The organism is Rahnella sp. GSA61A (assembly GCF_019969905.1).
Taxonomy (GTDB): domain Bacteria; phylum Pseudomonadota; class Gammaproteobacteria; order Enterobacterales; family Enterobacteriaceae; genus Rahnella; species Rahnella aceris.
Map to the genome: position 1 here is coordinate 87537 of NZ_JAHXYO010000012.1, position 25941 is coordinate 113477.

General features: G+C 51.9%; 26 protein-coding genes and 1 pseudogene. 16 read left to right on the forward strand and 11 right to left on the reverse strand.

The window, feature by feature from the left end; translation table 11 throughout:
* Nucleotides 1–60: 60 nt before the first annotated feature.
* A complete protein-coding gene (locus LC431_RS16055) occupies nucleotides 61–1080 on the forward strand; it encodes a bile acid:sodium symporter family protein (RefSeq protein WP_013575495.1) in 1020 nt (339 codons plus the stop codon).
* Nucleotides 1081–1144: 64 nt separating this feature from the next.
* Here LC431_RS16055 and add read toward each other — a convergent pair whose 3' ends face one another.
* From add to malX, 3 genes are all read right to left on the reverse strand, one after another.
* On the reverse strand, nucleotides 1145–2143 hold the full coding sequence (gene add, locus LC431_RS16060; RefSeq protein ID WP_013575496.1) for an adenosine deaminase: 999 nt from the start codon (nucleotides 2141–2143) through the stop codon (nucleotides 1145–1147).
* A 207-nt stretch (nucleotides 2144–2350) separates the two neighbouring features.
* On the reverse strand, nucleotides 2351–3526 hold the full coding sequence (locus LC431_RS16065; RefSeq protein WP_013575497.1) for a MalY/PatB family protein: 1176 nt from the start codon (nucleotides 3524–3526) through the stop codon (nucleotides 2351–2353).
* Nucleotides 3527–3585: 59 nt separating this feature from the next.
* Entirely contained in the window at nucleotides 3586–5199 is a 1614-nt protein-coding gene (malX, locus tag LC431_RS16070) for a maltose/glucose-specific PTS transporter subunit IIBC (RefSeq protein WP_013575498.1), read from the reverse strand.
* A gap of 254 nt (nucleotides 5200–5453) precedes the next feature.
* Between malX and malI the strand changes: the two genes are divergently transcribed.
* Complete coding sequence (gene malI / locus LC431_RS16075; protein ID WP_013575499.1) at nucleotides 5454–6485, forward strand: Mal regulon transcriptional regulator MalI; 1032 nt, start codon at nucleotides 5454–5456, stop codon at nucleotides 6483–6485.
* A gap of 196 nt (nucleotides 6486–6681) precedes the next feature.
* Here malI and LC431_RS16080 read toward each other — a convergent pair whose 3' ends face one another.
* Nucleotides 6682–7053 (reverse strand): protein YebF, encoded by a 372-nt coding sequence (locus LC431_RS16080; RefSeq protein WP_013575500.1) that lies wholly within the window; start codon nucleotides 7051–7053, stop codon nucleotides 6682–6684.
* Nucleotides 7054–7275: 222 nt separating this feature from the next.
* Here LC431_RS16080 and LC431_RS16085 point away from each other — a divergent pair, with 222 nt between their 5' ends.
* Together LC431_RS16085 and LC431_RS16090 are read left to right on the forward strand one after the other, a co-directional pair.
* The gene (locus LC431_RS16085; RefSeq protein WP_013575501.1) at nucleotides 7276–8157 is read left to right on the forward strand and encodes an NAD(P)-dependent oxidoreductase; all 882 of its coding nucleotides are present in this window, start codon (nucleotides 7276–7278) and stop codon (nucleotides 8155–8157) included.
* A 170-nt stretch (nucleotides 8158–8327) separates the two neighbouring features.
* Complete coding sequence (locus LC431_RS16090) at nucleotides 8328–9356, forward strand: isopenicillin N synthase family oxygenase (protein WP_112198085.1); 1029 nt, start codon at nucleotides 8328–8330, stop codon at nucleotides 9354–9356.
* Here LC431_RS16090 and LC431_RS16095 read toward each other — a convergent pair.
* Together LC431_RS16095 and LC431_RS16100 are read right to left on the reverse strand one after the other, a co-directional pair.
* Nucleotides 9340–9516 (reverse strand): annotated as a pseudogene (locus LC431_RS16095) (hypothetical protein); the annotation flags it as partial. The gene LC431_RS16090 and the pseudogene LC431_RS16095 overlap by 17 nt on opposite strands.
* Nucleotides 9517–9628: 112 nt before the next feature.
* Nucleotides 9629–10087 (reverse strand): MarR family winged helix-turn-helix transcriptional regulator, encoded by a 459-nt coding sequence (locus LC431_RS16100; protein ID WP_112152251.1) that lies wholly within the window; start codon nucleotides 10085–10087, stop codon nucleotides 9629–9631.
* Between the two features lie 201 nt (nucleotides 10088–10288).
* On the opposite strand from LC431_RS16100, the gene LC431_RS16105 reads away from it, so the two are divergent.
* Nucleotides 10289–10702, forward strand: coding sequence for a VOC family protein (locus LC431_RS16105; protein ID WP_112152252.1), 414 nt, complete (start codon nucleotides 10289–10291; stop codon nucleotides 10700–10702).
* A 138-nt stretch (nucleotides 10703–10840) separates the two neighbouring features.
* On the opposite strand, the gene gap is transcribed toward LC431_RS16105, so the two are convergent.
* Nucleotides 10841–11851, reverse strand: a complete 1011-nt coding sequence (gap, locus tag LC431_RS16110; protein ID WP_223510081.1) for a type I glyceraldehyde-3-phosphate dehydrogenase — start codon at nucleotides 11849–11851, stop codon at nucleotides 10841–10843.
* 78 nt (nucleotides 11852–11929) lie between these two features.
* On the reverse strand, nucleotides 11930–12919 hold the full coding sequence (locus tag LC431_RS16115) for a GlxA family transcriptional regulator (RefSeq protein WP_112198083.1): 990 nt from the start codon (nucleotides 12917–12919) through the stop codon (nucleotides 11930–11932).
* Nucleotides 12920–13137: 218 nt separating this feature from the next.
* Here LC431_RS16115 and LC431_RS16120 point away from each other — a divergent pair, with 218 nt between their 5' ends.
* The 4 genes from LC431_RS16120 (at nucleotide 13138) to yqfB (ending at nucleotide 15476) form a co-directional block, all read left to right on the forward strand.
* Nucleotides 13138–13743, forward strand: a complete 606-nt coding sequence (locus tag LC431_RS16120; protein WP_013575507.1) for a transglycosylase SLT domain-containing protein — start codon at nucleotides 13138–13140, stop codon at nucleotides 13741–13743.
* Between the two features lie 123 nt (nucleotides 13744–13866).
* Nucleotides 13867–14229, forward strand: a complete 363-nt coding sequence (locus LC431_RS16125) for a cupin domain-containing protein (protein WP_013575508.1) — start codon at nucleotides 13867–13869, stop codon at nucleotides 14227–14229.
* Nucleotides 14230–14363: 134 nt separating this feature from the next.
* Complete coding sequence (locus LC431_RS16130) at nucleotides 14364–15101, forward strand: metallophosphoesterase (protein ID WP_013575509.1); 738 nt, start codon at nucleotides 14364–14366, stop codon at nucleotides 15099–15101.
* 69 nt (nucleotides 15102–15170) lie between these two features.
* The gene (gene yqfB / locus LC431_RS16135) at nucleotides 15171–15476 is read left to right on the forward strand and encodes a N(4)-acetylcytidine aminohydrolase (RefSeq protein ID WP_013575510.1); all 306 of its coding nucleotides are present in this window, start codon (nucleotides 15171–15173) and stop codon (nucleotides 15474–15476) included.
* Between the two features lie 49 nt (nucleotides 15477–15525).
* Here the strand turns inward: yqfB and LC431_RS16140 are convergent, their stop codons facing one another.
* Nucleotides 15526–16167, reverse strand: coding sequence for an HD domain-containing protein (locus LC431_RS16140; RefSeq protein ID WP_013575511.1), 642 nt, complete (start codon nucleotides 16165–16167; stop codon nucleotides 15526–15528).
* Between the two features lie 116 nt (nucleotides 16168–16283).
* On the opposite strand from LC431_RS16140, the gene LC431_RS16145 reads away from it, so the two are divergent.
* Nucleotides 16284–17246, forward strand: a complete 963-nt coding sequence (locus tag LC431_RS16145; RefSeq protein ID WP_013575512.1) for a GlxA family transcriptional regulator — start codon at nucleotides 16284–16286, stop codon at nucleotides 17244–17246.
* A 16-nt stretch (nucleotides 17247–17262) separates the two neighbouring features.
* Here LC431_RS16145 and LC431_RS16150 read toward each other — a convergent pair whose 3' ends face one another.
* Nucleotides 17263–17829 (reverse strand): DNA-3-methyladenine glycosylase I, encoded by a 567-nt coding sequence (locus tag LC431_RS16150; protein ID WP_013575513.1) that lies wholly within the window; start codon nucleotides 17827–17829, stop codon nucleotides 17263–17265.
* A gap of 299 nt (nucleotides 17830–18128) precedes the next feature.
* On the opposite strand from LC431_RS16150, the gene LC431_RS16155 reads away from it, so the two are divergent.
* Together LC431_RS16155 and tus are read left to right on the forward strand one after the other, a co-directional pair.
* Nucleotides 18129–18677 carry a hypothetical protein gene (locus LC431_RS16155; RefSeq protein ID WP_112152258.1) on the forward strand — a complete coding sequence of 183 codons (549 nt, stop codon included), beginning with the start codon at nucleotides 18129–18131 and terminating at the stop codon, nucleotides 18675–18677.
* Nucleotides 18678–18840: 163 nt separating this feature from the next.
* Nucleotides 18841–19776 (forward strand): DNA replication terminus site-binding protein, encoded by a 936-nt coding sequence (tus, locus tag LC431_RS16160; protein WP_223510082.1) that lies wholly within the window; start codon nucleotides 18841–18843, stop codon nucleotides 19774–19776.
* Between the two features lie 64 nt (nucleotides 19777–19840).
* Here the strand turns inward: tus and fumC are convergent, their stop codons facing one another.
* Nucleotides 19841–21238, reverse strand: a complete 1398-nt coding sequence (gene fumC / locus LC431_RS16165; RefSeq protein ID WP_013575516.1) for a class II fumarate hydratase — start codon at nucleotides 21236–21238, stop codon at nucleotides 19841–19843.
* A gap of 246 nt (nucleotides 21239–21484) precedes the next feature.
* Here fumC and manA point away from each other — a divergent pair, with 246 nt between their 5' ends.
* From manA to fetB, 4 genes are all read left to right on the forward strand, one after another.
* Nucleotides 21485–22666: a mannose-6-phosphate isomerase gene (manA, locus tag LC431_RS16170; protein WP_013575517.1), complete on the forward strand. Its 1182-nt coding sequence runs from the start codon at nucleotides 21485–21487 to the stop codon at nucleotides 22664–22666.
* A gap of 134 nt (nucleotides 22667–22800) precedes the next feature.
* Nucleotides 22801–24342: a YdgA family protein gene (locus tag LC431_RS16175; protein WP_013575518.1), complete on the forward strand. Its 1542-nt coding sequence runs from the start codon at nucleotides 22801–22803 to the stop codon at nucleotides 24340–24342.
* A 148-nt stretch (nucleotides 24343–24490) separates the two neighbouring features.
* Nucleotides 24491–25162 carry an iron ABC transporter ATP-binding protein FetA gene (fetA, locus tag LC431_RS16180; RefSeq protein WP_166860321.1) on the forward strand — a complete coding sequence of 224 codons (672 nt, stop codon included), beginning with the start codon at nucleotides 24491–24493 and terminating at the stop codon, nucleotides 25160–25162.
* Nucleotides 25149–25922 (forward strand): iron export ABC transporter permease subunit FetB, encoded by a 774-nt coding sequence (gene fetB / locus LC431_RS16185; RefSeq protein ID WP_013575520.1) that lies wholly within the window; start codon nucleotides 25149–25151, stop codon nucleotides 25920–25922. The genes fetA and fetB overlap by 14 nt, the downstream gene beginning before the upstream one ends.
* Nucleotides 25923–25941 lie beyond the last annotated feature (19 nt).

Sequence of the window (25941 nt, forward strand, 5' to 3'; positions counted from 1 at the left end):
AAGTGTCACTTTGGTGGCACTTTTATTTTTCATTTGTTATTCACTTTGCAAGGAAGGTTCATGTCCTGGTTACAACGTCTGAAAATCGACAAGTTTTTGCTGATCCTGGTTTGTGTTGTCGTGGTCGCCTCATTTTTCCCGTGTGAAGGCATTTATAAAACCTTCTTCGGTTACCTGACCACGGCCGCTATCGCGCTGCTGTTCTTTATGCACGGTGCGAAGCTTTCCCGTGAAGCGATCATGGCGGGTATCAGCCACTGGCGTCTGCACGTAGTGGTGTTTCTCAGCACCTTCGCGTTGTTCCCGCTGCTCGGTCTGGGGATGAAATGGCTGGTGCCGGTGGGGATCCTGACGCCGACGTTGTACTACGGTTTCCTGTATCTCTGCGCACTACCTGCGACCGTGCAGTCTGCGATTGCTTATACTTCGGTGGCGGGTGGTAACATTCCGGCGGCTATTTGCAGCGCGTCGGCATCCAGTATTCTTGGCGTGTTCCTCTCGCCGGTGCTGGTCGGCCTGCTGATGCATACACAGGGCGGCACCACTGACACCCTGCACGCCATCGGTTCTATTGTGCTGCAACTGATGGTGCCGTTTATCATCGGGCATCTTTGTCGTCCGCTGATTGGCGGCTGGGTACAGCGTCACAAGAAAATCGTCAACGTCACTGACCGTTCATCGATTCTGCTGGTGGTATATGTGGCGTTCAGTGAAGCGGTGGTGCAGGGGATCTGGCATCAGATCAACGGCTGGTCGCTGCTGGCGATCCTCGGCTGTTCTGTTGTTCTGCTCACTATTGTGCTGATCATCAATACTTACGTGGCGCGTCTGTTTGGTTTTAACACCAAAGATGAAATCACCATTGTGTTCTGCGGGTCGAAGAAGAGTCTGGCGAACGGTATTCCGATGGCGAACGTGCTGTTCCCGGCTGCTGCAGTAGGGGCGATGGTGCTGCCGCTGATGATTTTCCACCAGATTCAGTTGATGGTGTGCGCGGTACTGGCCTCACGCTATGCCAAACGTGTGGCACGTGAAGAAGCCGCGGCACTGCTGAAGAAAGAAGAAGTAAAAACGGTTTGACAGGTTGAATCGAAAAGAAAAGGGCGGAGATTATTCCCGCCCTTTTTTATTGTCACAGAAAGCGTTACGCCGATACTTTGTCGCGAATGGCCTGCTTTTCAGCGTCGGTCAGGAACGCCATGGTCAGGCCGTTTTCCTGTGCCTTGCGGATCTCGTCTGGCGTCAGCCCGGCAGCCGGTGCGGCGACGTTATATTCGTTAGCAATCTCAATGCCCTGAACCGCCGGGTCATCGGTATTGATTGAAGCCAGCACGCCGTGACGCAGGAAAATCGCCAGCGGATGCTGTTCAAAAGAGGCAACGGTGCTGGTCTGTATGTTGGAAGTCAGGCAGGATTCGATACCAATCTGATGCTTCGCCAGGAAATCCATCAGTTGCGGATCCTGTGCGGCTTTCACGCCGTGACCGATACGCTCTGCGCCCAGCTCGCGGATCGCCTGCCAGATGCTTTCCGGCCCTGCGGCTTCACCGGCGTGCACGGTAATGCGCCAGCCTGCGTCACGCGCACGGTTAAAGTGGCTGAGGAACAGACTGCCGGGGAAACCCAGTTCATCACCGGCCAGATCCAGTGCGGTAATGCCGTCGCGGTGCGCCAGCAAACCCTCAAGCTCTTGCTGGCAGGCATCTTCACCAAAGGTACGGCTCAGAATGCCAATCAGACGCACATCGATATTATGATGTTGCTGACCTTCGCGGATCCCTTCAATCACCGCTTCCACCACGCCAGCGACCGGCAGTTTGTGGTTCATCGCCATGTAATACGGGGAGAAACGCAGCTCGGTATAATGCAGACCGGCACGCGCCGCATCTTCAACGTTTTCTTTGGCGATACGGCGGCAGGCATCAAGATCGCCCAGCACTTTTACGCCCCAGTCGAGTTTCTGCAGAAAACTCACCAGATCCGGTTCGGTATGCATCACCTGGACATGCGGGCGCAGGGCTTCAAGTTCATTGGCAGGCAAGGTCAGGTTAAACTGACGGCCTAAATCGAGAATGGTTTGAGCGCGGATGTTGCCATCAAGGTGGCGGTGAATGTCGGTCAGGGGAAGGCGTGTGTCGATCATGGTGTGCACTCATTATTATTGAAATGTGCGGGGCATTATAACTGTATTTAGTTGCGCAACAAGAAGGGTTTTGAATTTGCTCCCTCCCCTGCGAAGGGGAGGGTTGGGGTGGGGTATTAAAGAAATATCAGGAGGTTGAAGTGTGAATCGACCAGGTGTTTGCCCTTAAAACCCCCTCCCGTCCTCCCCCTTCGCAGGGGGAGGAGCTTAGACCAACTCCCTGATGGCATTGATTAATTTTTCAACACCCGCTTCCACCTTCGATCTCGGACAGCCAACATTCAGGCGCAGGAAGCCGTTGCCTTCTTCGCCGTAGGTATAACCCGGCATGATGGCGACTTTTTGATGTTCGATCAGCTCATTTTGCAGTTGATTATCGTCAAGCCCGAGCGGGCGCAAATCAATCCAGGCCAGATAGGTGGATTGCGGCGGCTGCCAGTTGAGCTGCGGGAAGGCAGCGTTCAGTTGTTCCGCAACGTATTGCAGATTGCCCTGTAAATATTCCCGCAGCGCGTCAAGCCAGGGTTCACCGTGATGATACGCGGCAACGTGCGCATGAATGGCCAGCACTGCCGGAGACGATAAGCCATCACAGGATTTCAGCTGATGCAGATACGCCTCGCGCGGGGCCTGATGGCTGATCAGGCCGTAAGCGCCGGTCAGCGCCGGGATGTTGAAACTTTTCGAGCCGGACGTCAGTAACGCCCATTCACCGCGTGCGACTTCATTCCACGGCGTATGGCGGTTTTCGCCCCAGACCATATCCATGTGGATTTCATCACTGATCACCCGCACGTGGTGGCGTTCGCAAAGTTCTGAGATGAGCGCCAGTTCTGTACGCGTCCAGACTTTACCGGTCGGGTTATGCGGGCTGCACAGCAACAGCAAAGTGCAGGCCGGTTGCGCCAGCAGACTTTCCAGATGTTCTGCGTCCAGCGCCCAGTCGTTAGCGTTTTTAATCAGCGGACAGGCCAGCATCTGGCGCTGATTGCCATCCACAACTTTGAAGAAGGCGTCATAGGCGGGCGTAAATGTCACCACGCCGTCGCCCGGCTGGCTCCACTGGCGGATCAGTTGCGCAACCATGTAAATCACTGACGGGCCGTAAACCACCATTTCGCGGTCAATCTGGCTGTTAAAACGTTGCTGATACCAGTGCGCCACCGCGCCGAGAAAATCATCGTGATGCCAGCGGCTGTAACCGAGCACGCCGTGTTGCAGACGTTTTTGCAGCGCATCGAGAATGCAGGGCGCGGCGGGGAAATCCATGTCGGAGATGGTAAATGGCAGTAAGTCTGCACTGCCGAAACGGTCAGCAACGTAATCCCACTGGGTGCACCAGGTGCCATGACGGTCGGTAACGGTGGAGAAATCAAAAGTCATTCTTTTCACTCCCTGAATAAAGCAGAAAAGGGCGACCGGAGTCGCCCTGTTAATCATAGTTACGCGATAGCCGGTTCCGGCGCGGGCTGACTCGCCGCGGTGCGGATCAGGTAATCAAGTTCATCTTTCACTGATTGCACCTGCGGACCAATCACCACTTGCAGATTGTGTTCGTTAAGATGCACAACACCGATGGCGCGGTTGGCTTTCAGCGTGGCATCGTCGACCAGCGACATATCTGCCACGGAAAGACGCAGGCGGGTGATGCAGTTATCCAGAGAAACGATATTACCGGCACCGCCCAGCGCGCTCAGAATAACCGGCACGTTGTAGCCAGATTTACTGGAAGACGGCACCGCTGCGGCAGCAGGCATGTTCTCAGATTCCCGGCCCGGGGTTTTAATGTTAAAGCGGGTGATGGAGAAGCGGAAGATGGCGTAATAAGCCGCGAACCAGATAGCCGCCACAACCGGCACCAGATACCACTTGGTGGCAGTGCCGTGCAGGATACCGAAGACCACAAAATCGATGATGTTGCCGTCAGTATTGCCGATGGTTACACCCAGAACCGACATGATGGTGAAGCCCAGGCCGGTCAGAATGGCGTGGATCACGTACAGAACCGGCGCAACAAACAGGAACAGGAATTCGATCGGTTCAGTGGTGCCGCCAACCACACAGGCAACCACGCCGGAAATCAGCAGACCTTTAATTTTATGACGGTTTTCAGGTTTCGCGCAGTGGTACATCGCCAGTGCAGCACCCGGCAAGCCGCCGAGGAACGCAGGCATTTTGCCCTGAGAAAGGAACTGTGTCGCGCTTTCAGAAAAACCGTGCGTGGTCGGGCAGGAAAGCTGCGCCTGGAAGATGGTCAGCGCGCCGCTGACTTCGCGACCACAGACATCCAGCGTACCGCCAGCTTCGGTGAAGCGGATCAGTGCAACCAGAATGTGATGCAGACCAAAAGGTAACAGCAGACGCTCGCCGGAACCGAAAATCATCGGACCAAATACCCCTGCGCCCTGAATCAGACGGCCCAGACCGTTAATGCCAGCGGCGAAGAAAGGCCAGATCAGCGGGATAAGCAAACCGACCAGACCGAGCACCACCGTGGTGACAATCGGGACAAAACGCGTGCCGCCGAAGAAGGCCAGCGCATCCGGCAAACGGATCGTGTTGTAGCGTTCGTGCAGGATGTACACGATGATACCGACAATCACTGCGCCCAGAATACCGGTGTCGATAGACTGAATGCCGAGGATCATCTGGATATTATTGGCTTTCAGCACCATCGGGTCGACGGTCGGCAATGTGCCGTTGGCGGTCAGGAAAAAGTTAATCGCCAGATTCAGCACGGCGAAACCGACGAAGCCGGAGAAAGCCGCCACACCTTTGTTTTCACGCGCCATGCCCAGCGGGATAGCGACCGCAAACATTACCGGCAGGAAGCTGAAGGCAAACGATCCGACTTTGCTCATCCAGACGAAAACCAGTTGCAGGATCGGATTCCCTAATGCGGGGATCAGCGTCACCACATCATGACTGCTTAACGAACTGCCGATGCCCAGCATGATGCCGCAGAACGACAGCAGGGCGACCGGAAGCATGAAAGTTTTCCCCAGGCTTTGGAAGAATTCCCAAAGTGTGACACGTTGTTTTTTATTTGCAGGCATACCCGCTCCATGAGTTGTTTTATTAAGCTGCTTTTGATGGCGGCTAAGATAAAACGTTTTACCTAAATAATACGTGTCGTACCTCACAATATTTAATGATGCTTGCACCAAGCTGGTTAAAGGAAGGTTAAACGTTTTACTCAAAGGGTGGAATTAGGTATAACTGTCTGACCACGCTAATTATTCCAGCCTTCGAGTAAAGCGGGCGGGCAGGGATCCTGTTTCATGGCATTTCAAATCAACGGCAACACCCGATGAACCCTAAAAAAATCACGATCGTAGATGTGGCGCAGCACGCGGGAGTGTCCGTGACCACGGTTTCACTGGTGCTCAGCGGCAAGGGACGGATTTCCCAGACAACCGCAGAACGGGTTAACCGGGCGGTTGATGCGCTGGGTTTTGTGCGCAACCGGCAGGCGAGTACGCTGCGCGGCGGAGAATCCGGCGTGGTCGGGCTGATAGTCCGCGATATCTGTGAACCGTTTTATGCCGAAATGACCGCCGGTCTCAGTGAGATGTTTGAAGCGCAGGGCAAAGTGTTATTTCTGCTGCAAAGCGGCCCGTCCGGTAAAGGGCTGATGCGTTGTTTCGATACGTTGCTGACCCACGGCGTGGACGGCATTGTGATCGCCGGTGGCGTGAATACCCTCGGTGGGTTGAGAGAAAAGGCGGAAGAACATGGCGTCCCGCTGATTTGTGCCGCGCGCTCCGGGGGTATTGAGGGGGTTGACGTTGTCCGTCCCGATAACATGCTCGCGGCGAAAATGGCCACGGAATATCTGATCAAACAGGGCCACAAACAAATCGCCTATCTTGGCGGATTGAGCAATTCGTTAACCCGCGCCGAACGCCTCGGCGGCTTCTGCGCCACACTGCTGCAATACGGTCTGCCATTTCGCACTGAATGGATTATCGAATGTGACTATCAGCAAAAATGCGCCGCCGATGCTGCCGAAATCTTATTATCCCGCTATCCGAAAATCAGCGCGATTGTCTGCCATAAATCTTCCGTCGCGCTGGGTGCCTATTTCGGCGTTCTGCGCACCGGCGCACAAGTCGGCGGTGGGGCAGTAGACAGTTTCTTCCAGCAAAAAATTGCCCTGATAGGCATGGAAGATGCACCGGAATCGGAGCTGACCGAGCCTCCGCTGACCTCCATTGCGAACTCCGCACGGGAAATCGGCCACGCAACGGCCAGGCGCTTGTTGCTGAGGATTGGCGGGCAGAATCTGGAAGCGCAGAATATTATTGTGCCACCGGGGCTGGTGGAGAGGGAATCGGCTTAGCTGATGCCTGAGCGGGCACTCCGGGCGCTTTTAAATTTAGAATCCAGGTCAAGGTTGTGGGTTGCCGCCCACAGTGGCCCAAAGAATTTGAAACGAACCCCCAGGAATCCTGCGTTTTTCTCACTGCGCGCTGTTGCCGGCGTTTATGTTCCAGCGAGCGGGGTGACAGCCGCAAGCCCAGGGTGTTCGTCTGGATTTATTCCACCGTCGAATATTTCACGTAGTGATTGGAACAGTTAAAGTGCGCGACATAACTCAGGGTGCCGTTCGGGCCTTTCGCGCTGAACGGGATGTTATAGGTCCCTTTGTCTTCTTTAGCGTCATCGCTGATGAAATTCAGAACCGGCACCGACGTGCCCATGTTGTCTTTATCATTGCCCCAGTTAGGGATACGGTTTTCCATGTAATCACGGGTGACCGTATCGATGGCATTGTCCTTGCTGATATCGGCACACGCGCCTTCTGTGGAGCGCTGCATCCACCACGGGTAGATATACACTGAGCCCAACATCAGCACCATCAAAACGAAAATGACTGAAACAATCCCGATCAAAACAACTTTACTCATAATGCTTGCCACTCCTGAAAATTATCAGTCAAATCATAAGCTGCCTGAATAAATCAATATTAAACGCCAGGCGCGAAAGCGCGTATGTTACGCCACTTACTCAGCAGAGGTTAAGTAATATCAGCCTTTCTGTTGCATTCGCTTACAGAAGCCAATACCCCGGACAGCGCGCCGGGGTGTTAGCCTTTTCACAACATACATTGTTTACGTAAGGAGTCAGGCATGAGTCAGCAACAACCCACGGTCGCCGTACTGGGGCTGGGCGCAATGGGGCACGCGTTCGCCGCTAACCTGATCAAAAAAGGGTTCAATACCCGCATCTGGAACCGGACGGCTTCACGGGGTGATGATTTGGTGAAAGCCGGTGCGACACGCGGCCGGACACCGCGTGAAACCGCTGAAGGGGCGGATGTGGTGATTACAATGCTGTCCGATGGCAAAACGTCCCTTGACGTTTATCAGGGTGACAACGGTTTGCTTGCCGGCCTGAAACAGGGCGGCATTATCGCTCAAATGGGAACGCTCGGCGTAGACGCGACGGAATCGTTGATGGCGCTGATTAAAACACTGCGTCCTGATGTGGTGTTCTTTGATGCACCGGTTTCCGGGACGAAAGCACCGGCCGAACAGGCGCAAATTGTGGTGCTGGCCAGCGGGGATCGCGAAGCGGGCGCGGCTATTGAGCCGGTATTTGCCGCCATTTCCAAAGCGACAAAATGGCTGGGCGAAGCCGGGCGTGCATCCAAAATGAAACTGGTGGTCAATGCCTGGCTGATTGCCATGATGGAAGGTATCGCAGAAACTACGCAACTTGCCGAAGCGCTGGGTTTCACCCCCGACGATCTGTGGAATGTGCTGGAAGGCGGTCCGCTTGCTGCGCCGTATATCAGGGGCAAAATGGAGATGTTCAAAAGCGGTGATTACACCCCGCAGATGCAGCTGACCTGGGCCCTGAAAGATATCAATCTGGCGCTGGAAGCGGGCAGCAATCTTGAACTGCCGGTGATGAAACGTATCAGTCAGACCTGGCAGGGTGCGGTCGATGGCGGTTATGGTGGGAAGGATCTGGCGGTGGTATATCACTATCTTGGCAATAAGTCTTAAGTCATTAAAAATTTGTGAATAAATCAGCGGCCTGTCCATGGAAGGGCTGGCTGTTTTCTGCCTCTCATTCATAACCCTGAAGTATAAACCAGACCATCTGGCTATTGGTCTGTCATCCGGCAACCGTGATAGCGTTGATAATTATTAATAACATCACGGCGGACTACGCGATGAGCCAGACATCCCCCTCTATCCCTCTGATCGATTTCAGTCAGTTTTCTGCAACGCCCGGACAGCGGGAAGCGTTCCTTGCGCAACTGCGTTATGCGGCGCGTGAGATTGGTTTTTTCTACCTGAAAAATCATGGCGTTGATGCGCAGTTACTGAAGGATGTTCAGCGGGTTGCCCGACAATTCTTTGCCCTACCAGAGGAAGACAAACTGGCTGTGGCGATGATCAACTCGCCACACTTTCGCGGCTATAACCGGGCCGCCTCGGAGATTACCCGGGGGCAGCCGGACTGGCGCGAACAGTTTGATCTCGGTGCCGAGCGGCCAAAACTGCCGGTGACAGAGAGTACGCCTGCATGGGCAAGATTGCAGGGGCCGAATCAATGGCCGGAAGCATTGCCGGAATTGCGCCCGCTGTTACTGCGCTGGCAACGGGAGATGACGGCCATGTCGCTGCGTCTGCTGCGGGCTTTTGCCCTGGCGCTGAAACTGCCGGAAGACGCGTTTGATCCGCTGTATGGCGAAAAGCCTAATGAACATATCAAACTGATCCGTTATCCGGGGCGCACGGTGGGCGCCGGAAATCAGGGGGTCGGTGCGCACAAGGATTCAGGATTCCTCAGTTTTCTCTTGCAGGATGAACAGCGCGGTTTACAGGTGGAAGTGGAAGAAAACCAGTGGATCGACGCGTTTCCGGTCCCTGATACGCTGGTGGTAAATATCGGCGAGTTACTGGAACTTGCCACCAACGGCTATCTGCGCGCTACGGTACATCGGGTTGTCTCGCCACCGGAAGGCGGCGAACGCTTGTCGCTGGCATTTTTCCTTGGCGCTCAGCTTGATGCTGTTGTGCCATTATTCCCGTTGCCCGCAGAACTGGCGCAGGAAGCGCGGGGAGAGGCAAGCGATCCGCTGAATCCGTTATTCCGCGATGTGGGTTTCAATTATCTGAAAGGGCGGCTGCGCTCACATCCTGACGTGGCACAGCGCTATTATTCCGATTTTCCCGGGGCTAATACTGCTGGCTGACCGGGGCCTGTGCAGTATCTACGCTGACCATGGTGGACATGCCCGGACGCAGACGGTTACTTTGCTGCTGTCCCGGTTCCAGTTCAATGCGCACCGCGATACGTTGTGAGATTTTGGTGAAGTTACCCGTCGCGTTATTTAACGTCGGTGATATAGCCTGACACCTGGGGGCTGAGCAGGGTAACGTTGCCACGAATAATAACGAGTAACAAATCAGTAACGGAAGTGACTATTGCAGGCGGGAAAAGCTATAAAACGTGAAAAATCGCCAATTAAAGCGCGGCGATATTGGCAGTAATACTGGCGAGAACACCCCGGGCGATATCCACATCATTTTGCGGAATACCTTCCATGACGCGGATCAGAATGTCATCCGTCATGATGCGTACCTGATTTGCCAGCTCAGTTCCGGTTTCTGTCAGTCTGATATCTTTCGATCGACGATCGGTTTCTCCGGGGCAGCGTTCCAGCAGGCCCAGCTCGGCGAGGCTGTCAAACAGGCGAATGGCGGTAGGGTGTTCCACTTCCAGCAACGCGGTCAGTTCACCCTGAGGCAGGCGTCCGCTGGCGGCTTCCAGATGTAATAACACTTGCCCGCGAGCCAGTGTCAGGCCAATAGTTTTGAAACGGGCATCACAATAAGTCCGCAACTGACGGCCGATATGAATGGTTTCAGGCAGGAAACGGACGGCAGGAGAGGTGGCTTCCGGGCGGCGGCGTAATATGGTCACAGGAGATCCTCAACGTCGGGGATTAGCAGGTTCTGAGACGTCAGATTAGCACAATAAGCAACATTTATCAGAAAAGGACGGGTGCCATTAACATTTTGAGACAAGTGGAAGGGTTATCTAAGTAAAGTTTCCGGAAACTATTTATGCTATCCGGAAAGCCATTTTACCTGTTTGCTTTATCCCTCTGACGGAGAAAATACAATGCAACCTGTCATCAACATGATCACGCTGGGTGTTAAAGACCTGGCCGCTTCTACCGAATTTTATCAGCACGGACTGGGCTTTCCAAAAGTGGTTATCGATTCTGAAGGTGTCAGTTTTTTTGAACTGGCAGGTGCCTGGCTTTCTCTGTTTCCGTGGGACGAACTGGCAAAAGATGCGCAAGTCAGCCCGGCAGGGAATGGTTTTCGCGGTATGGCGCTGGCGCAAACGGTGGCCAGTGAAGCTAAAGTGGATGCCATTCTGGCTCAGGCAGTCAGTGCGGGAGGTAAAATGATTAAACCGGGACAGAAAGTGTTCTGGGGTGGATATTCGGGTTATTTCGCCGATCCGGACGGACATCTGTGGGAAATCGCCTATAACCCGTTTATGACCATCGGGCCGCAGGAGAAATGACGTTCATTCCTGGAGCAAGAAATAATTAATTAGTTACAACATACAGTGTGTTTTATTAAAAATGGTGATCGTCTTTGACATATAAAAAGACACCGCATAAAGCGGTGTCTGTCATTATTCTGGCAGGAAAAGAGGAGGTTATAAACCGCGTTTTTCCATTAACAGGGCCAGATCGACCAGGCGGTTTGAAAAGCCCCATTCGTTATCATACCAGGCGAGAATTTTCACCAGCTTGCCGCCAATCACCAATGTTGAAAGCCCGTCAATAATGGATGAACGCGGATCACCGCGATAATCGCTCGACACCAGCGGCTCCTCGCTGTAACCCAGAATGCCTTTAAGCGGACCGGATTCAGCCGCCTTACGAAACGCGGCGTTAATTTCTTCAACAGTCGCTTCGCGTTTAAGGTTAACGGTTAAATCGACGATGGAAACCACCGGCACCGGAACTCGTAGTGAATAACCGGTCATGCGTCCGTCCAGTTCCGGGATAACTTTCCCGATCGCTTTCGCTGCGCCGCTGGAATACGGAACAATGGAAACCGCGGCCGCACGCGCACCCCGTAAATCTTTTTCAGGTTGATCATGCAACGCCTGGCTGTTGGTGTAGGCGTGAGTGGTGTTCATCAGGCCGTGTTCAATGCCGAAGGTCTGATGCAAAACCTGAGCGGCAGGGGCCAGACCGTTGGTGGTACAACTGCCGTTGCTGACCACTTTGTGTTTTGCCGGGTCGTAATCGCTGTCATTAACGCCCATCACAATAGTGATGTCATCATTTTTGGCCGGTGCGGAAATAATGACGCGTTTTGCTCCGCCCCGGGTGATGTGAACTTCCGCTTTAGCTTTTTCAGTAAAGAAGCCGGTAGCTTCAATAACGATATCAACGCCCACAGAGCTCCACGGAATTGCAGCGGGATCCCTTTCTGAGAAAACGCGTACCGGTTTTCCATCAACCCGTAATTCGCCTTCACCCGCTTCGACGTCAGCTTTTAACGTGCCTGAGAGTGAGTCATATTTCAGAAGATGAGTGAGAGTCTTACTGTCCGTTAGATCATTAATTGCCACCACCTGGAAGTCATCCCGCCCGAGTGCGGCGCGCAAAACATTCCGTCCAATCCTGCCAAAACCATTGATACCTACTTTGACCATGATGAACTCCTTAGTTATCTGCTTTACAGTTAATCTAGTACGCAGGAGGGTTGGCGTAAATGACAATAAAAGATCAATTTACGCCAAATATCTGGAGCAAAAGCGTTCTCTGTATTCTGTCGGTGTCAGTTGTAAATTTCGTTCAAAAACGCGGCGCAGGTTCAGCCCGCCGCCGAAGCCGGTCGTGAGGGCGATACGATCTATGTTTTGTGTTGTTTGTTCCAGAAGCTGTCGCGCGGCACTCAGCCTGACTTCCTCAACATATTTTGCCGGGGTTATGCCGGTTTCGCGTGTGAAAACGCGCGTGAAGTTTCGCGGACTCATCGCGACACGTTCAGCAAGGTTTTCGACAGATAAATCGCTGTTGAGATTCTCAGGTAACCAGGCCTGAAGTTCGCGGATAGAGCCATTGCTGGCCTGATTCAAAAGATAGCGGCTAAATTGCGACTGTCCACCCGGACGCCGGAGAAACATTACTAAATCCTGAGCAACATTTTTAGCGATGCTGAAACCATGATCTTCTTCGACCAATGCAAGAGTGAGGTCAAAGCCGGAGCTGACGCCACCTGACGTCCAGACCGGACCGTCCTGAACATACATCGGGCCGCGTTCCACGGTCACCTGCGGGTATTGGGCCTGCAGGGTGTCGATCAGACGCCAGTGTGTGGTGGCGTGTCGGCCGTTGAGTAATCCCGCCTGGGCGAGCAACACCGCGCCGCCACAAACAGATACCACGCGGCGGGCATGCGACGCAGCCTGTTGTAACCAGCGGACAACGTTTGAGCCTTCTTCTTCAGATAAGCCTTTACCGGTGACTAAGATAGTGTCGCGGGTCAATGTGGGGTCAAGATCGCATAACCGGTGATCCGCGAGAAGGTTAAGCCCTGAGACACCGTGAATCACACGGTGCGGTTGTGTGGTCGCCACAGTCACCTGATAAGGCGCAATTTTGGAATCAGACGTGGCGTGGAGAGGCAACAGACGATTCGCCTGCATGAGGATATCAGCAATGCCTGCTGCTTCGAATAACATGCCCCCGTCGGGGACGATAATCAGGAATGTGTTCATGGCATTAAAAATACAATGTGTATTAAATAAGTCAAATCTGCGAATGCTGTTATTGAATCACTCAGCCAGTAAATTAACGTGAAAGCAGGGCGCAGGGACCGGATTTCGCACTTTTGATACCGTTGAATGTCAGAAAATCCCTCATAAATACATGACCCTGAGTGACGATAACGGTATCTTATCAACCGGAGAAACGTTCATTTAGATCCTGGAAGATTATGATTTCATTATTCAAAAAAACTTCACAATTCAGCATGTTGGTTATGCTGATGATTTTGGCTGGCTGCTCGGGCAAACCTCATTATAAGAAATACGACACGCATGCCTTTGATGATGAGATTGAAGATGCTGCCGATGAATACAAAGTTGACCGTAAACTGGTGAAGGCAATCATTCAGGTCGAATCCGGATTTAATCCCAAAGCAGTCAGTCCATCTAATGCTATTGGTCTGATGCAGCTGAAAGCATCGACCAGCGGTTGCGACGCGTATCGTTATAAAGGTAAACGCGGTTGCCCGGACGACGATGATTTGCTGGATCCGGAAACCAACATTGATCTGGGAACGGCATACATCAGTGCATTGCAACGTCAGCAACTTAACTGGATTAACGATCCGCTGACGCGCCGTTATGCCACAGAAGTCGCGTATGCCAACGGTGCGGGAGCGTTACTTAGAACGTTTTCCAGTAACCGGCAGACGGCAATCCAGATGATTAATCAACTGACGCCGGAAGCCTTTAACTGGCATGTTCGTCAGTATCATCCGGCGCCGCAGGCACCCAGATATATGGCCAAAGTCGAAAAAGCCTATGCCGGTTTATAGTGTTTAGAGCACTGAAAAATGGACGTGCTACGTGAAATCTGCAGTACAACTATGCTGTTCAATTCTCAGAATTCACGTAGCGCGATCAATTTGAAACCCTGAAAGTCCGGACGGAGGTGGTGAATGCCAGATAACATATTCACAGATATTCCTGAAGCTGCACGCAATGGTGAAGGCGAGACCTTTGAAGAGTTGCTGACACGACCCGGTATTCGTATTGAGCGGATTATTTCCACAGGACAAGCCAGCCCGACGGGATTCTGGTATTGCCAGACGCATGACGAATGGATACTGATCTTGCAAGGTTCGGCTGGTTTGAGGTTTGATACTGAAACCGACGTGCGCATTCTGAAAGCAGGCGACTTTGTGAATATCCCGTCGCTGTGCAGACACCGCGTCGAATGGACTGAACAGAATGGAACGACCATCTGGCTGGCCATTCATTACGGTGAAAAAACGTTGAACGAAGCAGGTGAGGCAGAATGAGGAAAATGATGGCGCCTGGTGCGTAAGTTGATATTGTATTTAACATAATATACATTATGCGCACTTTGATTATCCGTTCTATATCCTCTACATTGTTCTTATTCTGATAACGGGAAATCCTCCCGGAGGTTTTGGTGATTATCGCTCAGGTGTCTGACATTCATGCCGCAGAAAATAATGATAACCTCGCACGCTTTGAACGCGCACTGACGTGGATTGATCTCATTACGCCTGACGCCCTTGTGCTGACCGGTGATTTGATTGACGACAACTGGCGTGATGGTTATGCCGCTATCGCCGCTCAGCTGAATAAAAGATCTTACCCGTCATTCATATTGCCCGGTAATTCAGACGACCGTGCAGCAATGAAATCAATTTTGCATTGCCATTACTGGTGCAATTCCGGCGAAAATGACGCGCTGCATTTTGTCGCGGACATCGGTGAACTCCGCCTTATCGGCCTTGATACCACCATCCAGGGAAATCCCGCAGGAGCCATTGGCGAACATCTGCCGTGGCTGGCCGATAATCTGATCAGCGACGGTTCCGCGAATTCCATTCTTTTCATGCATCATCCGGTTATCCGCAGCGGCATTCCGCCTTTAGATCAGATAATGTGTCGCGATGTGGTAAAACTGGCTGAGTTTTTAAGTGAGCATCCGCGAAAACCTATCGCTATCTCAGCAGGTCATGTTCACCGGTCAATGGCCGGGCAACTGGCCGGAATACCGGCTTATATTTGCGGCTCCATCTGCCCGGAAAATCCTTTGTGGTTTGGCACGGCAATTGTTCCTCCCGTGAACAACTTCTTGTCATTTATGATTCACAGATACAATGACGGTGAGATGGTTAGCCACCCTGTCCTTCTTTAATATCTGCCTGATATATGCGCACGCTATACCATCAACCGGACGTTCTCTCTATTTAACGCAGGAAACCTCATGAAAAATATCACTTTTTACAGTCGTTTTGAGGCTGATATCCTTGCTGGCCGTAAAACGATCACCCTGCGTGAAGCCAGCGACGCGGATTTTACAGCAGGCGATCAGGTTCGCGTCAGCCGTTATGAAGATGACGTGTTTTTCTGCAACATTGAAATTATCGCTGTCACTGGTGTACAGTTCGACGATCTCAACGATCAGCACGCCGTGCAGGAAAACATGACACTGGAAGAACTGAAACAGGTCATCAGCGAGATTTATCCGGGGCTGAAATCACTGTTTATGATTGAATTTCGTCTTCTATAATTGCGTGTGGCGCGCCGGGATCCCTTCTCCACGCGCCCTTTTCTTCTCATCAGCCATTCCAGCGGGAATTGCGGATCACTGAACAGAAATTTCCTTTGATAAAATCGGGTTCTTTATCAGCAATGACGTCGGCTTTGACATTGCCGAATGTGGTCTGCGGCTTGTGTTTAATTCCGTCATAAAATGCCTGAATAATATCTTCCTTGAACGCCGGTGTCCGCGGATGCGCTTCGACAACTGCATTACGAACGCTGTCATCGTAGCCCTGATAATTGATACCGAGTACGTCCATTTCCACACCTGAAGTCACCAGTGCGATCACCGGATCCATAAATTCAGGGATGCCCGGTGTGGTATGCAACGCAATGGCGGTCCAGACCTTATCGATGTCCTGCGTGCTGATGCCGTGCTGTTGCATAAACTCGCGTGCGGCATTGGCGCCGTCAACTTCAAAGCGTTTATCGCAACTGCAATTTTCGTGTGTCAGCCCCACATCGTGGAACATACAGCCAATATAAAGCAGCTCATGATCAACCTTTAGCTGACGTTGTTGCCCGGCCAGCGCGGCCCAGTAATATACACGGCTGGAATGATGAAACAGTAAATCGGATTCCATATCACGGACCCGTTCTGTTGCTTCACGGGCCATTTTGCTGTCGGGAATGCGGATACCCTTAATGTTCAGAGTCATAGTATTTGTCCTGTTGGGTTGAATAGAGTCAGCATAAGCGGCAAGATAAATGTCATCAATCATCGTAATATGACGTTATGAGACATAATTGTTCATTTGCGACAGGAAATATTCAAATGCCAAAACACATCATTATTCTCGCCGTGCCGGGCGTGCAACTTCTCGATGTCTCCGGTCCGCTGGATGTTTTCGCTGAAGCCAACCGGCAACGCGGCCGCGACGTTTATACCCTGAGCGTGATGGCGATTGGCGACGATCCCGTTGTGCGCACCTCTTCCGGTGTGCGTCTGTTTGCGGATCTCACTCTTGCAACCCCACTTCCTGCCGCCGTCGATACTTTTCTGGTCGCAGGTGCGCCCGTGCTGGAAACATTCCTGCGGGATGAAAAATTAAAAGACGGGATCCGTACCTGGAGCCACCATGCGAAGCGTTTTGGTTCCGTGTGCAGCGGTGCGTTATTACTTGCCGCCGCCGGGTTGCTTGACGACCGGCGCGTGACCACACACTGGTCCGTCGCCGCAAAGCTAAGCGAAGAGTATCCGCGGGTGAATGTCGAAGCTGACGCTATTTTTATTGCCGAGGGTGAGCTGAGAACGGCAGCAGGTGTCACCTCCGGGCTGGATTTAGCCCTGAATATGGTGGAAGAAGATCTTGGACGGGAAACCGCGCTGGATGTCGCTTCGCAACTGGTGATGTTCTTCAAACGTCCCGGCGGGCAGTTGCAGTTCAGCCGCCATGGTCAGGCGTCGCTGAGTGGCCGGTCGGCATTACAGGACGTACAGCGGTGGGTGATGAATTCGCTCGACCAACCGCATAATGTGCAAAGCCTGGCTGTTCATATGGGGATCAGTGTCCGCCATCTGACGCGTTTGTTTAATCAGGCGCTGCGGCAATCACCGGCAGAATGGCTGGAACAGCAACGGATATTTCACGCGCGGCAACTGCTGGAAACGGGGGAAATGGCGGTGAAGCAGGTTGCGGCACAGTGCGGATTTTCCAGCGTTGATATCTTGCGACGTGCGTTCGTCAGACAATTATCCGTGACACCGTCACAATATCAAAAGCAGTATTCCCGTTGAAAAAACCTTCGAGAAATCAGGCTTCTTTTGCTACCTGAGCACGCCGGAAACAATCCGGATGATGGGTATTAATCAGGCCGGTAGCTTCCAGCCAGGCATAGACTATTGTCGGGCCGACAAACTTGAATCCACGCTTTTTGAGATCTTTTGAAATCTGATCAGACAGCGCATCTTTAGTCGGAACCGGCCCGGTATGCTGAATCGCCTTCCCGCCGATTTGCGCCCAAATCCACTCACCAAAATCTTCACCCGCTTGCTGCATGGACAGATAGGCCCGGGCGTTGCTGACAACCGCCGTGATTTTGCTGCGGGAGCGGATAATATCGGCGTTATTCACCAGCCTTTCGATGTCTTCTTCGGTAAATTCTGCGACTTTCTCGGGTATAAAATCGCAGAAGGCCAGGCGCAAGGCATCCCTTTTTTTCAGCACGATCCGCCAGGATAATCCGGCCTGAAAGCCATCAAGCATCAGCTTTTCCCACAGTGCACGGCTGTCACGTACCGGCTTGCCCCATTCATCATCATGATAGTCAATCATCATCGGGTCACTCGTGCCCCACGGGCAACGGATCAGATCTGTCATCGCGAACTCCTGAAAGCAGAAAGTTCTTTATTCTAACCTGACCCGTGCATGGAAGGGGTAAACTTCTTCTTCACCCTGCTGAGCGAGTATCACACTGAATTTAATGATTTCACAGATGTTTATGTGTGCACATTTATTGGTTATGGGTATCGCCGAATGTTGTAACTAATTTATTAGCCATGATTTTGCATAAATGAAATTCTATCCCCCGGTCTTTTCGGTGGCAGAGATTGATTTACGTCATCATCCTTTTTGGGCATAGGAATTATATTACGCTTCTTTATAAACAGGATGGAACCATGTTTAGTCGTTTAGGTCGTATATTTAGCCCCGCAACACCCCCTCACGGTAAAGAAGTTGAGAAGAACCAAACCTTTCCGCAATCCTTTATTTCCAAAGGTAATTCTTGTGCTTATAGATACGATTCGCGCGGGCCGGAAATAATAGAAGCTCAGGGATTTTTTGGAACAATCAGCCGGGATAACACAGAGTTTCGGGTATTTGGAGATAACACTGTCTTTGCCTCCAGGACGAAAAAAGGGGCAAAGGCTTTCCTGAAAACGAGAACTTTCATGGGGAAACAAAATTTTCAATACCTCTATGAGATCAATATATTAGGAAAGCGTAGCTTTTCATTTGTTGAAAACTACAAACGTGATCAAAATGCATTAATAGAGGCGATGTTAGCTTCCTTACCGGCTGAATTAGTGGCGAGCATGCCAGTTAGTGAGGCTCGTGCCCTGGCGCACAGTGCTCTCATTCGCGACTTTAACAGCGTTGATGAAATTCAAATTGAAGCGCCAATTTCAACCCAGCGAATAAAACATATTGCCACCACCTTAGTGTGATTATCTAAAACTTTCCGGACGGTTGCTCATTGAAATATCCTAAGCATTGAGTTTCTGTCTGGTTAAATTGTTTATAGGGGAAGTTTATGATTTCCCTATTATTCAGGTATGTACATTTTCCCATTTTGCCCTAAACTGTATGTTGTAACTAACCGGAGGGTTTATGGCGGATTATGATTTAATTGCCCGGATGAACGGCTGTTTTAACGAACTGGAAATGGCATTGCAAGATTTGGGGAATTTCCTGGGGCAACTGGAATTATTGCAGGCGCGGATATTTACCTTGCCTGAAGTAGTGAAAGGCGAAGAGCATAATCCGGCGGACAAAATCACTGTCACGCCTCACACCGGCGAAACCGCACAGCAACTGGCATTACAGCATTTTCAGCGGTTGTTTATTCATCATAATAACGAGAATGTCAGCAGTAAATCCGCCGTCCGTTTACCCGGTGTGTTGTGTTATGCCGTGGACGCAGCGGAGCATCAGTCTGCCCTGCTGTTGATTGAAGAAGTGAATAAGCTGAAAGCTGAACTGGAACATATCGTGACCGTCGAGTCCGGTCTCGCCCGTGAACAGCGTTTTGAGTTTGTACATACCCACCTTCGCGGCCTGATAACGCTGAACGCTTACCGTTCGGTGACGTATCTCAATGACCCGGACTCCGTGCGCTTTGGTTGGGCGAACAAACATATTATTAAGAACGTGACCCGCGATGAAGTTCTGGCACAACTGGAAAAGAGTCTGCATGCCGGACGCGCTGTCTCGCCTTATACCCGTGAGCAATGGATGGAAAATATTAACCGCGAGATGATAGACGTGAAGCGTTTGCCGGAACACGCGGCGCTCAAATTCAAACGCCCGGTGAAAGTTCAGCCCATAGCCCGCGTGTGGTATCGCAACAACCAGAAACAGGTGCAACACCCCTGCCCGCTGCCGCTGATTGCGTTATGTTTGCGTTCGCCCATGATGCAACTTCCTAAGTTAGGGGAACTGCATGATTACGATGTGTCATCCGTGAAGCATAAATATAAACCGCAGTCGCAGCCACTGAGCCTGCTGATCAAACGTCTGCATCTTTATACGGACCATCCGCTGTAAGCCGCTCAGAACGTGAAAAGGTCCGGTTGCCCGGACCTCATTTCACATGTAAATAGCAGGCTGTTTACGCTTTCATGCTACCGACCATGGCTTCAGGCCGCACCCACTCGTCAAACTGTTCTTCGCTCAGATAACCGAGTTTCAGCGCCGACGCTTTCAGGGTCAGGCCTTCTTTATGCGCTTTCTTGGCGATTTCCGCCGCCTTGTCATAGCCAATATGGGTATTCAGCGCAGTCACCAGCATCAGCGATTCATTCAACAACTGGGTAATACGGTCACGGTTAGGTTCAATACCGACCGCACAATGCTCGTTAAAGCCGCTTATACCATCAGCCAGCAAACGAACGGATTGCAGGAAGTTATGGATGACCAGCGGACGGAACACGTTCAGCTCAAAGTTACCGGATGCACCGCCGATGTTGACTGCAACGTCATTTCCCAGCACCTGTGCGCACAACATAGTCATCGCTTCGCACTGCGTCGGATTGACTTTGCCCGGCATGATCGAGCTACCCGGTTCGTTTTCCGGAATCGAGATTTCACCGATGCCGCAACGCGGGCCGGAAGATAACCAGCGCACGTCGTTGGCGATTTTCATCAGTGAAGCGGCCAGCCCTTTCAGCGCGCCATGGCCATGAACCAGTGCGTCACAGGTCGCCAGCGCTTCAAATTTATTCGGGGATGTCACAAACGGTTGTCCGGTCAGTTCTGCCAGTGCTTTCGCCACACGCACGGCGTATTCCGGGTGCGTATTCAACCCGGTACCGACTGCAGTTCCGCCCAGCGCCAGTTCGGCAATATGCGGGATGCTGTTTTCAATGTGCGTCAGGCTGTGTCCCAACATGGCTACCCAGCCGGAAATTTCCTGTCCCAGTGTCAGCGGTGTGGCATCCTGCAAATGCGTACGCCCTATTTTCACAATGTCACGATATGCCGTGGCTTTATCGGACAGCGTTTTGTGCAACACTTTCAACTGCGGGATCAGGGTTTCGCGCAGTTCAATCACTGCCGCAACGTGCATGGCCGTCGGGAAAACATCGTTGGAGCTTTGGCTCTTGTTCACATCATCGTTCGGGTGAACTTTACGTTCTTCGCCGCGCACGCCACCGAGAATTTCACTTGCCCGGTTAGCCAGCACTTCATTCATATTCATGTTGGTCTGGGTACCGGAACCGGTCTGCCAGATGGACAGCGGAAATTCGGCAGAATGCTTGTCGGCAAGCACTTCATCGGCAGCGGCAATAATGGCGTTTGCCCGCTCAGCAGGCAGTAACCCGAGGTCCATATTGACGCTGGCTGCCGCACGCTTTGTCAGTGCCAGCGCGTGAATCAGCGCCGTTGGCATTTTTTCAGAGGAAATACGAAAATGCTCGAGGGAACGTTGCGTCTGTGCGCCCCAAAGCTTATCTGCCGGAACATCAATTGGCCCCATTGAGTCTTTCTCAACGCGTGTAGATGCCATTACTGTCTCCTTAGATGCTTATTACGATGATAAATCAGTTTTTTTGCAGGTTACTGTTTGCCGCACGCGCTCCCACGCATCCGTTGGCGGCCTGTTGATTATAGTGACATATAAGCCGGGCGTATAATTGGATTCGATCCCCAATCTGAAAATGCATGCCAGCCGCACTTTTTGGGCCTTCGCAGTTGTAAAGCCCCCTTCGTCATTGTTTACTAGTCGGCAATATTTTCTATTCAGGATGAAGCAATGCAAAAGATGCATAACGGTGTACAAAATTACGCCTGGGGCAGCAAAGACGCGCTGACCAAACTCTATGGAATTAAAGATGCAGAAGGCCGTCCGATGGCTGAACTGTGGATGGGGGCTCATCCGAAATGTAGCTCTCAGATTGAGAACTCCCGTGGGGAGAACCTCTCTCTGCGCGACCAAATAAGTGCCGGACTGTCTGCGCAACTGGGCGAAAAAGTGGCTAAGCGCTTTGGCGAATTACCTTTCTTGTTTAAAGTGCTGTGCGCCGATCAGCCGCTGTCGATTCAGGTGCACCCGAGCAAAAGTGCGGCTGAAATCGGTTATGCCAAAGAAAATGCTGCCGGTATTCCACTGGATGCCGCCGAGCGTAACTACAAAGATCCGAACCACAAACCTGAACTGGTTTATGCCCTGACCCCTTTCCAGGCCATGAACGGTTTCCGCGAATTGCGCGAAATTGTTTCATTGCTGCAACCCGTGGCCGGTGCGCATCCGTTAATTGCCAGCTTCCTGACGTATCCGGATGTTGATCACCTGCGCACGCTGTTTGCGGGCCTGCTGAGTCTGGAAGGTGAAGATAAATCCCGGGCGCTGGACGTGCTGAAATCCGTTCTGGATGAACAACAGGGTGAGCCGTGGGACACCATCCGCAGTATTTCTGAATTTTATCCTGATGACAGCGGCCTGTTCTCCCCGCTGCTGCTCAACGTAATCACCCTGCAACCCGGCGAAGGCATGTTCCTGTATGCCGAAACGCCGCATGCCTACCTGAAAGGCGTCTCGCTGGAAGTGATGGCGAACTCCGATAACGTGCTGCGCGCAGGTCTGACGCCGAAATACATTGATATTCCTGAGCTGCTGGCGAATTTGAAATTCAACGCCAGACCCGCTTCTGAATTGCTGACCACGCCGGTTGTCAAAGGTGCGGAACTCAACTTCCCGATCCCGGTCGAAGATTTTGCTTTTTCAATTCACAGCCTCTCTGCTGAACCGCAAACGCTGGAGCAGGACAGCGCGGCGATTGTCTTCTGTATTGAGGGTCAGAGCGTTCTGGTGAAGAACAATCAAACCCTGGTTCTCAATCCGGGTGAGTCGTGTTTCCTGTCAGCCACTGAGTCACCGGTGACTGCCAGCGGCAACGGCCGCATAGCACGCGTGTTCAATACACTCGCGAAATGAACAGTTGATTAAACAAAATGGGGCTAAACGCCCCATTTTGGTGATTTTTTTGCTGATTCAGCTACACTCTGTAGACTAATAACGCCGGAAGGCGTTTTTTATTTTCGGGACATTTCATAAGGATAAACAGAGATATGAAGAAGTCGTTAGTCGCTGTAAGCGTCATTGTAGTCCTTGGCGCGGCCTGGACAGGCGTCTCGTGGTATACGGGCAAGCTGATCGAACAACATATGGATGAACAGGTTGCGGCGGCTAACAGCCAGTTGCAAAGTGCTTATCCGAAAGCCGGGCTGAAAGTCAGCTATCAGGATTATCAGCGCGGGCTGTTCAGCAGCAAAATGCGCATTGTTCTGCAACCGGAGCCTGCTGCCGCAACGGCGGGCACCAGCGTACTGAAAACGGGTGACGAAATTGCCTTTATCGAAACTATCGATCACGGCCCTTTCCCTGCCGCTCAGCTGAAAAAATTCAATCTGATCCCAAGCATGGCTTCTGTTCATTCAGAGCTGCAAAACACGCCAACGGTGAAAGGTCTGTTTGATGTCACCAAAGGCAAATCTCTGGTCACGATTGACACCCGCGTTTCCTACAGCGGCGCAAGTTCCTCGGCGGCTGACATCATTCCTGTGACGTATCAGAAAGATGAAAGCCAGCTGGCCTTCTCTGGCGGTAAAATCAATGTCGATGTCGACAAAGATCTGACGGCCATGAAGCTGGACGCCAGCACCGACAGCATCGCTCTGACCTCTAAAAATCAGTGGGGTCAGCTTGAAAAAGTGACCCTGGCCGGTTTCAGCATGGACAGCGACACCAAACAAGGTAAGTTTCAGGTCGGCGTGGGTGATCAAAACCTGACTATGAAGCAAATCCTGGTGAACGTTGACGGCAAAGATGCCGCTTCGCTGGATAACTTCAAACTGGTGAGCAAATTCTCTGAAAATGGCAATAACATCGCCGGTCAGCAGGATTACACCCTCGACGCACTGAAAATTCAGGGTGCAGATTTCGGTTCAGCCAAACTGACACTGAAGCTGGATAAACTCGATGGCGCGGCGATGAAACAGTTCGCAGACAACTATAACCAGCAATCCCGCGCACTTCTGCTGCAACAGGGTCAGATTGATCCGGCTGTTTATCAGCAACAGGCTACCGATTTACTGCTGGCTAACCTGCCACTGCTGCTCAAAGGCAATCCGAGCATCAGCATTGCACCGCTGAGCTGGAAAAATAGCAAAGGCGAAAGTAACTTCACCCTGCAACTGGATCTCAAAGATCCGGCCGCAACGCCGGCACAGACTCAGGATCAAATGCTGTCTCAGTTGGTAAATAAGGTTGATGCCAAACTGACTATTCCTCTGCCGATGGCTACTCAGGTCACCACGCAGGTGGCTCAGCTGGAAGGTTACAGCGCAGACGACGCCGCTAAACTGGCACAGCAGCAGGTTCAGGGTCTGGCAGCGATGGGTCAGATGTTTAAACTGACCACGGTGAAAGACGATACTATTACCAGCAGCTTCCATTACGCTGACAATCAGGTTGACCTGAATGGCCAGAAAATGACATTGCAGGAATTCGCCGGTCTTTTCGGTATTCTGGGTGGGCCGGCAGCGCCGGCAGCAACCCCTGATCAGGAAACGCCAGTGGCTCCGGCACCTGCCCCCGTCCCGGCTCAGTAATCTTCTTTACATCTCCCCCAGCCAGGGGGGAGGTTGGAAGACGGTTTTACAACCGAACTTTCTGCCAGCATTAACCCACACCCCATCCCAACCTTCCCCTCATGAGTGGGGAAGGCGTAAAACCTCCGCTACCAAAGGATTCTCAGGCGTGACCACTCCCACTGACCTCCTTCGTCTGCAAGACGTTTCTTTTACACTCAACCATATCCCGCTGCTGGAACCTGTTTCCCTCGCCCTGAATCCGGGGGAATTTACCTTACTGACCGGCCCTTCAGGGAGCGGAAAGAGTACGTTGCTGAAGATTATTGCGTCATTGCAAAATCCGACCGGTGGAAATCTTTATTTCAAAGGCGAAAATATTACGCAGATCAAACCTGAAGCGTACCGCCAGCGCGTATCGTATTGCTTCCAGACACCGTCGTTATTTGGCGAAACGGTTTACGATAACCTCGCCCTGCCTTATCAGATCCGCAATAAAAAACCTGATGACGGGCAGCTTCGCGACTGGCTGAAACAGGTAAATTTATCCGAAGACATGCTGACCAAACGTACGCAGGAGCTTTCCGGCGGGGAAAAACAGCGCATCGCATTGCTGCGCAATCTGCAATTTATGCCGGATATTTTATTACTTGATGAAATCACCAGCGCGCTGGATGAAGAGAATAAAATCAACATCAACGACATCATTGCCGGGTTGGTTGAGAAAGAGCAGATCGCCGTGTTATGGGTGAGCCATGACCTGAACGAAATCCGCCACGCCAAAAACGTCATTACCCTGACCCGTCATTCATCAGGAAGCGCGTCGCATGAATCAGCATAATATTACCAACCAGTCTCTGGCTCTCGCGCTGATCCTGGTCGTCGTCGCCCTGCTCGTCAGCAAGAAAGAAAAGCTCGGACTGGAAAAAGACATCATCTGGAGCGTTGCCCGCGCTATCGTACAACTGGTGATTGTCGGCTACGTTCTCAAATACATTTTTGATATCAATAACAGCCTGTTAACCGTGCTGATGGTGCTGTTTATCTGCGTAAATGCGGCGCTGAATGCCAAAAAGCGCAGCCGTAATATCGATAACGGATTTATCATTTCTTTTATCGCCATTACGGTGGGTACCTCGCTGACATTAATGATTCTGATCCTCAGCGGTTCGATCGAATTTCTGCCCATGCAGGTGATTCCGATTTCGGGGATGATTGCCGGGAATGCGATGGTGGCAGTAGGCCTGTGTTACAGCAACCTTAACCAGCGTTTTCTCGATAATCAGCAAAAGATCCTCGAGATGCTGAGCCTCGGCGCACCGGTAAAAATGGCTTCCGACCGGATTATCCGTGACAGCATTCGTGCCGCCATGATCCCGACCGTAGATGCAGCGAAAACCGTCGGGATTGTCAGCCTGCCGGGCATGATGTCCGGGCTGATTTTTGCGGGTATCGATCCGGTGAAAGCCATCAAATATCAGATTATGGTGACCTTTATGCTGCTGGCGACCGCGAGCTTATCGACGATTATTGCCGGTTATCTCGCTTACAAACGTTTCTACAATGACCGTGCGCAGCTGCGCGATTTGAAATCATCGTAATGCGTATCCTGCCCGCGGG

Excerpts from the sequence above, each read along its gene's own strand:
- LC431_RS16055 (WP_013575495.1), top strand. The coding sequence starts at position 61 with ATGTCCTGGTTACAACGTCTGAAAATCGACAAGTTTTTGCTGATCCTG.
- add (WP_013575496.1), bottom strand. The coding sequence starts at position 2,143 with ATGATCGACACACGCCTTCCCCTGACCGACATTCACCGCCACCTTGAT.
- LC431_RS16065 (WP_013575497.1), bottom strand. The coding sequence starts at position 3,526 with ATGACTTTTGATTTCTCCACCGTTACCGACCGTCATGGCACCTGGTGC.
- malX (WP_013575498.1), bottom strand. The coding sequence starts at position 5,199 with ATGCCTGCAAATAAAAAACAACGTGTCACACTTTGGGAATTCTTCCAA.
- malI (WP_013575499.1), top strand. The coding sequence starts at position 5,454 with ATGAACCCTAAAAAAATCACGATCGTAGATGTGGCGCAGCACGCGGGA.
- LC431_RS16080 (WP_013575500.1), bottom strand. The coding sequence starts at position 7,053 with ATGAGTAAAGTTGTTTTGATCGGGATTGTTTCAGTCATTTTCGTTTTG.
- LC431_RS16085 (WP_013575501.1), top strand. The coding sequence starts at position 7,276 with ATGAGTCAGCAACAACCCACGGTCGCCGTACTGGGGCTGGGCGCAATG.
- LC431_RS16090 (WP_112198085.1), top strand. The coding sequence starts at position 8,328 with ATGAGCCAGACATCCCCCTCTATCCCTCTGATCGATTTCAGTCAGTTT.
- LC431_RS16105 (WP_112152252.1), top strand. The coding sequence starts at position 10,289 with ATGCAACCTGTCATCAACATGATCACGCTGGGTGTTAAAGACCTGGCC.
- gap (WP_223510081.1), bottom strand. The coding sequence starts at position 11,851 with ATGGTCAAAGTAGGTATCAATGGTTTTGGCAGGATTGGACGGAATGTT.
- LC431_RS16115 (WP_112198083.1), bottom strand. The coding sequence starts at position 12,919 with ATGAACACATTCCTGATTATCGTCCCCGACGGGGGCATGTTATTCGAA.
- LC431_RS16120 (WP_013575507.1), top strand. The coding sequence starts at position 13,138 with ATGATTTCATTATTCAAAAAAACTTCACAATTCAGCATGTTGGTTATG.
- LC431_RS16125 (WP_013575508.1), top strand. The coding sequence starts at position 13,867 with ATGCCAGATAACATATTCACAGATATTCCTGAAGCTGCACGCAATGGT.
- yqfB (WP_013575510.1), top strand. The coding sequence starts at position 15,171 with ATGAAAAATATCACTTTTTACAGTCGTTTTGAGGCTGATATCCTTGCT.
- LC431_RS16140 (WP_013575511.1), bottom strand. The coding sequence starts at position 16,167 with ATGACTCTGAACATTAAGGGTATCCGCATTCCCGACAGCAAAATGGCC.
- LC431_RS16145 (WP_013575512.1), top strand. The coding sequence starts at position 16,284 with ATGCCAAAACACATCATTATTCTCGCCGTGCCGGGCGTGCAACTTCTC.
- LC431_RS16150 (WP_013575513.1), bottom strand. The coding sequence starts at position 17,829 with ATGACAGATCTGATCCGTTGCCCGTGGGGCACGAGTGACCCGATGATG.
- LC431_RS16155 (WP_112152258.1), top strand. The coding sequence starts at position 18,129 with ATGTTTAGTCGTTTAGGTCGTATATTTAGCCCCGCAACACCCCCTCAC.
- tus (WP_223510082.1), top strand. The coding sequence starts at position 18,841 with ATGGCGGATTATGATTTAATTGCCCGGATGAACGGCTGTTTTAACGAA.
- fumC (WP_013575516.1), bottom strand. The coding sequence starts at position 21,238 with ATGGCATCTACACGCGTTGAGAAAGACTCAATGGGGCCAATTGATGTT.
- manA (WP_013575517.1), top strand. The coding sequence starts at position 21,485 with ATGCAAAAGATGCATAACGGTGTACAAAATTACGCCTGGGGCAGCAAA.
- LC431_RS16175 (WP_013575518.1), top strand. The coding sequence starts at position 22,801 with ATGAAGAAGTCGTTAGTCGCTGTAAGCGTCATTGTAGTCCTTGGCGCG.
- fetB (WP_013575520.1), top strand. The coding sequence starts at position 25,149 with ATGAATCAGCATAATATTACCAACCAGTCTCTGGCTCTCGCGCTGATC.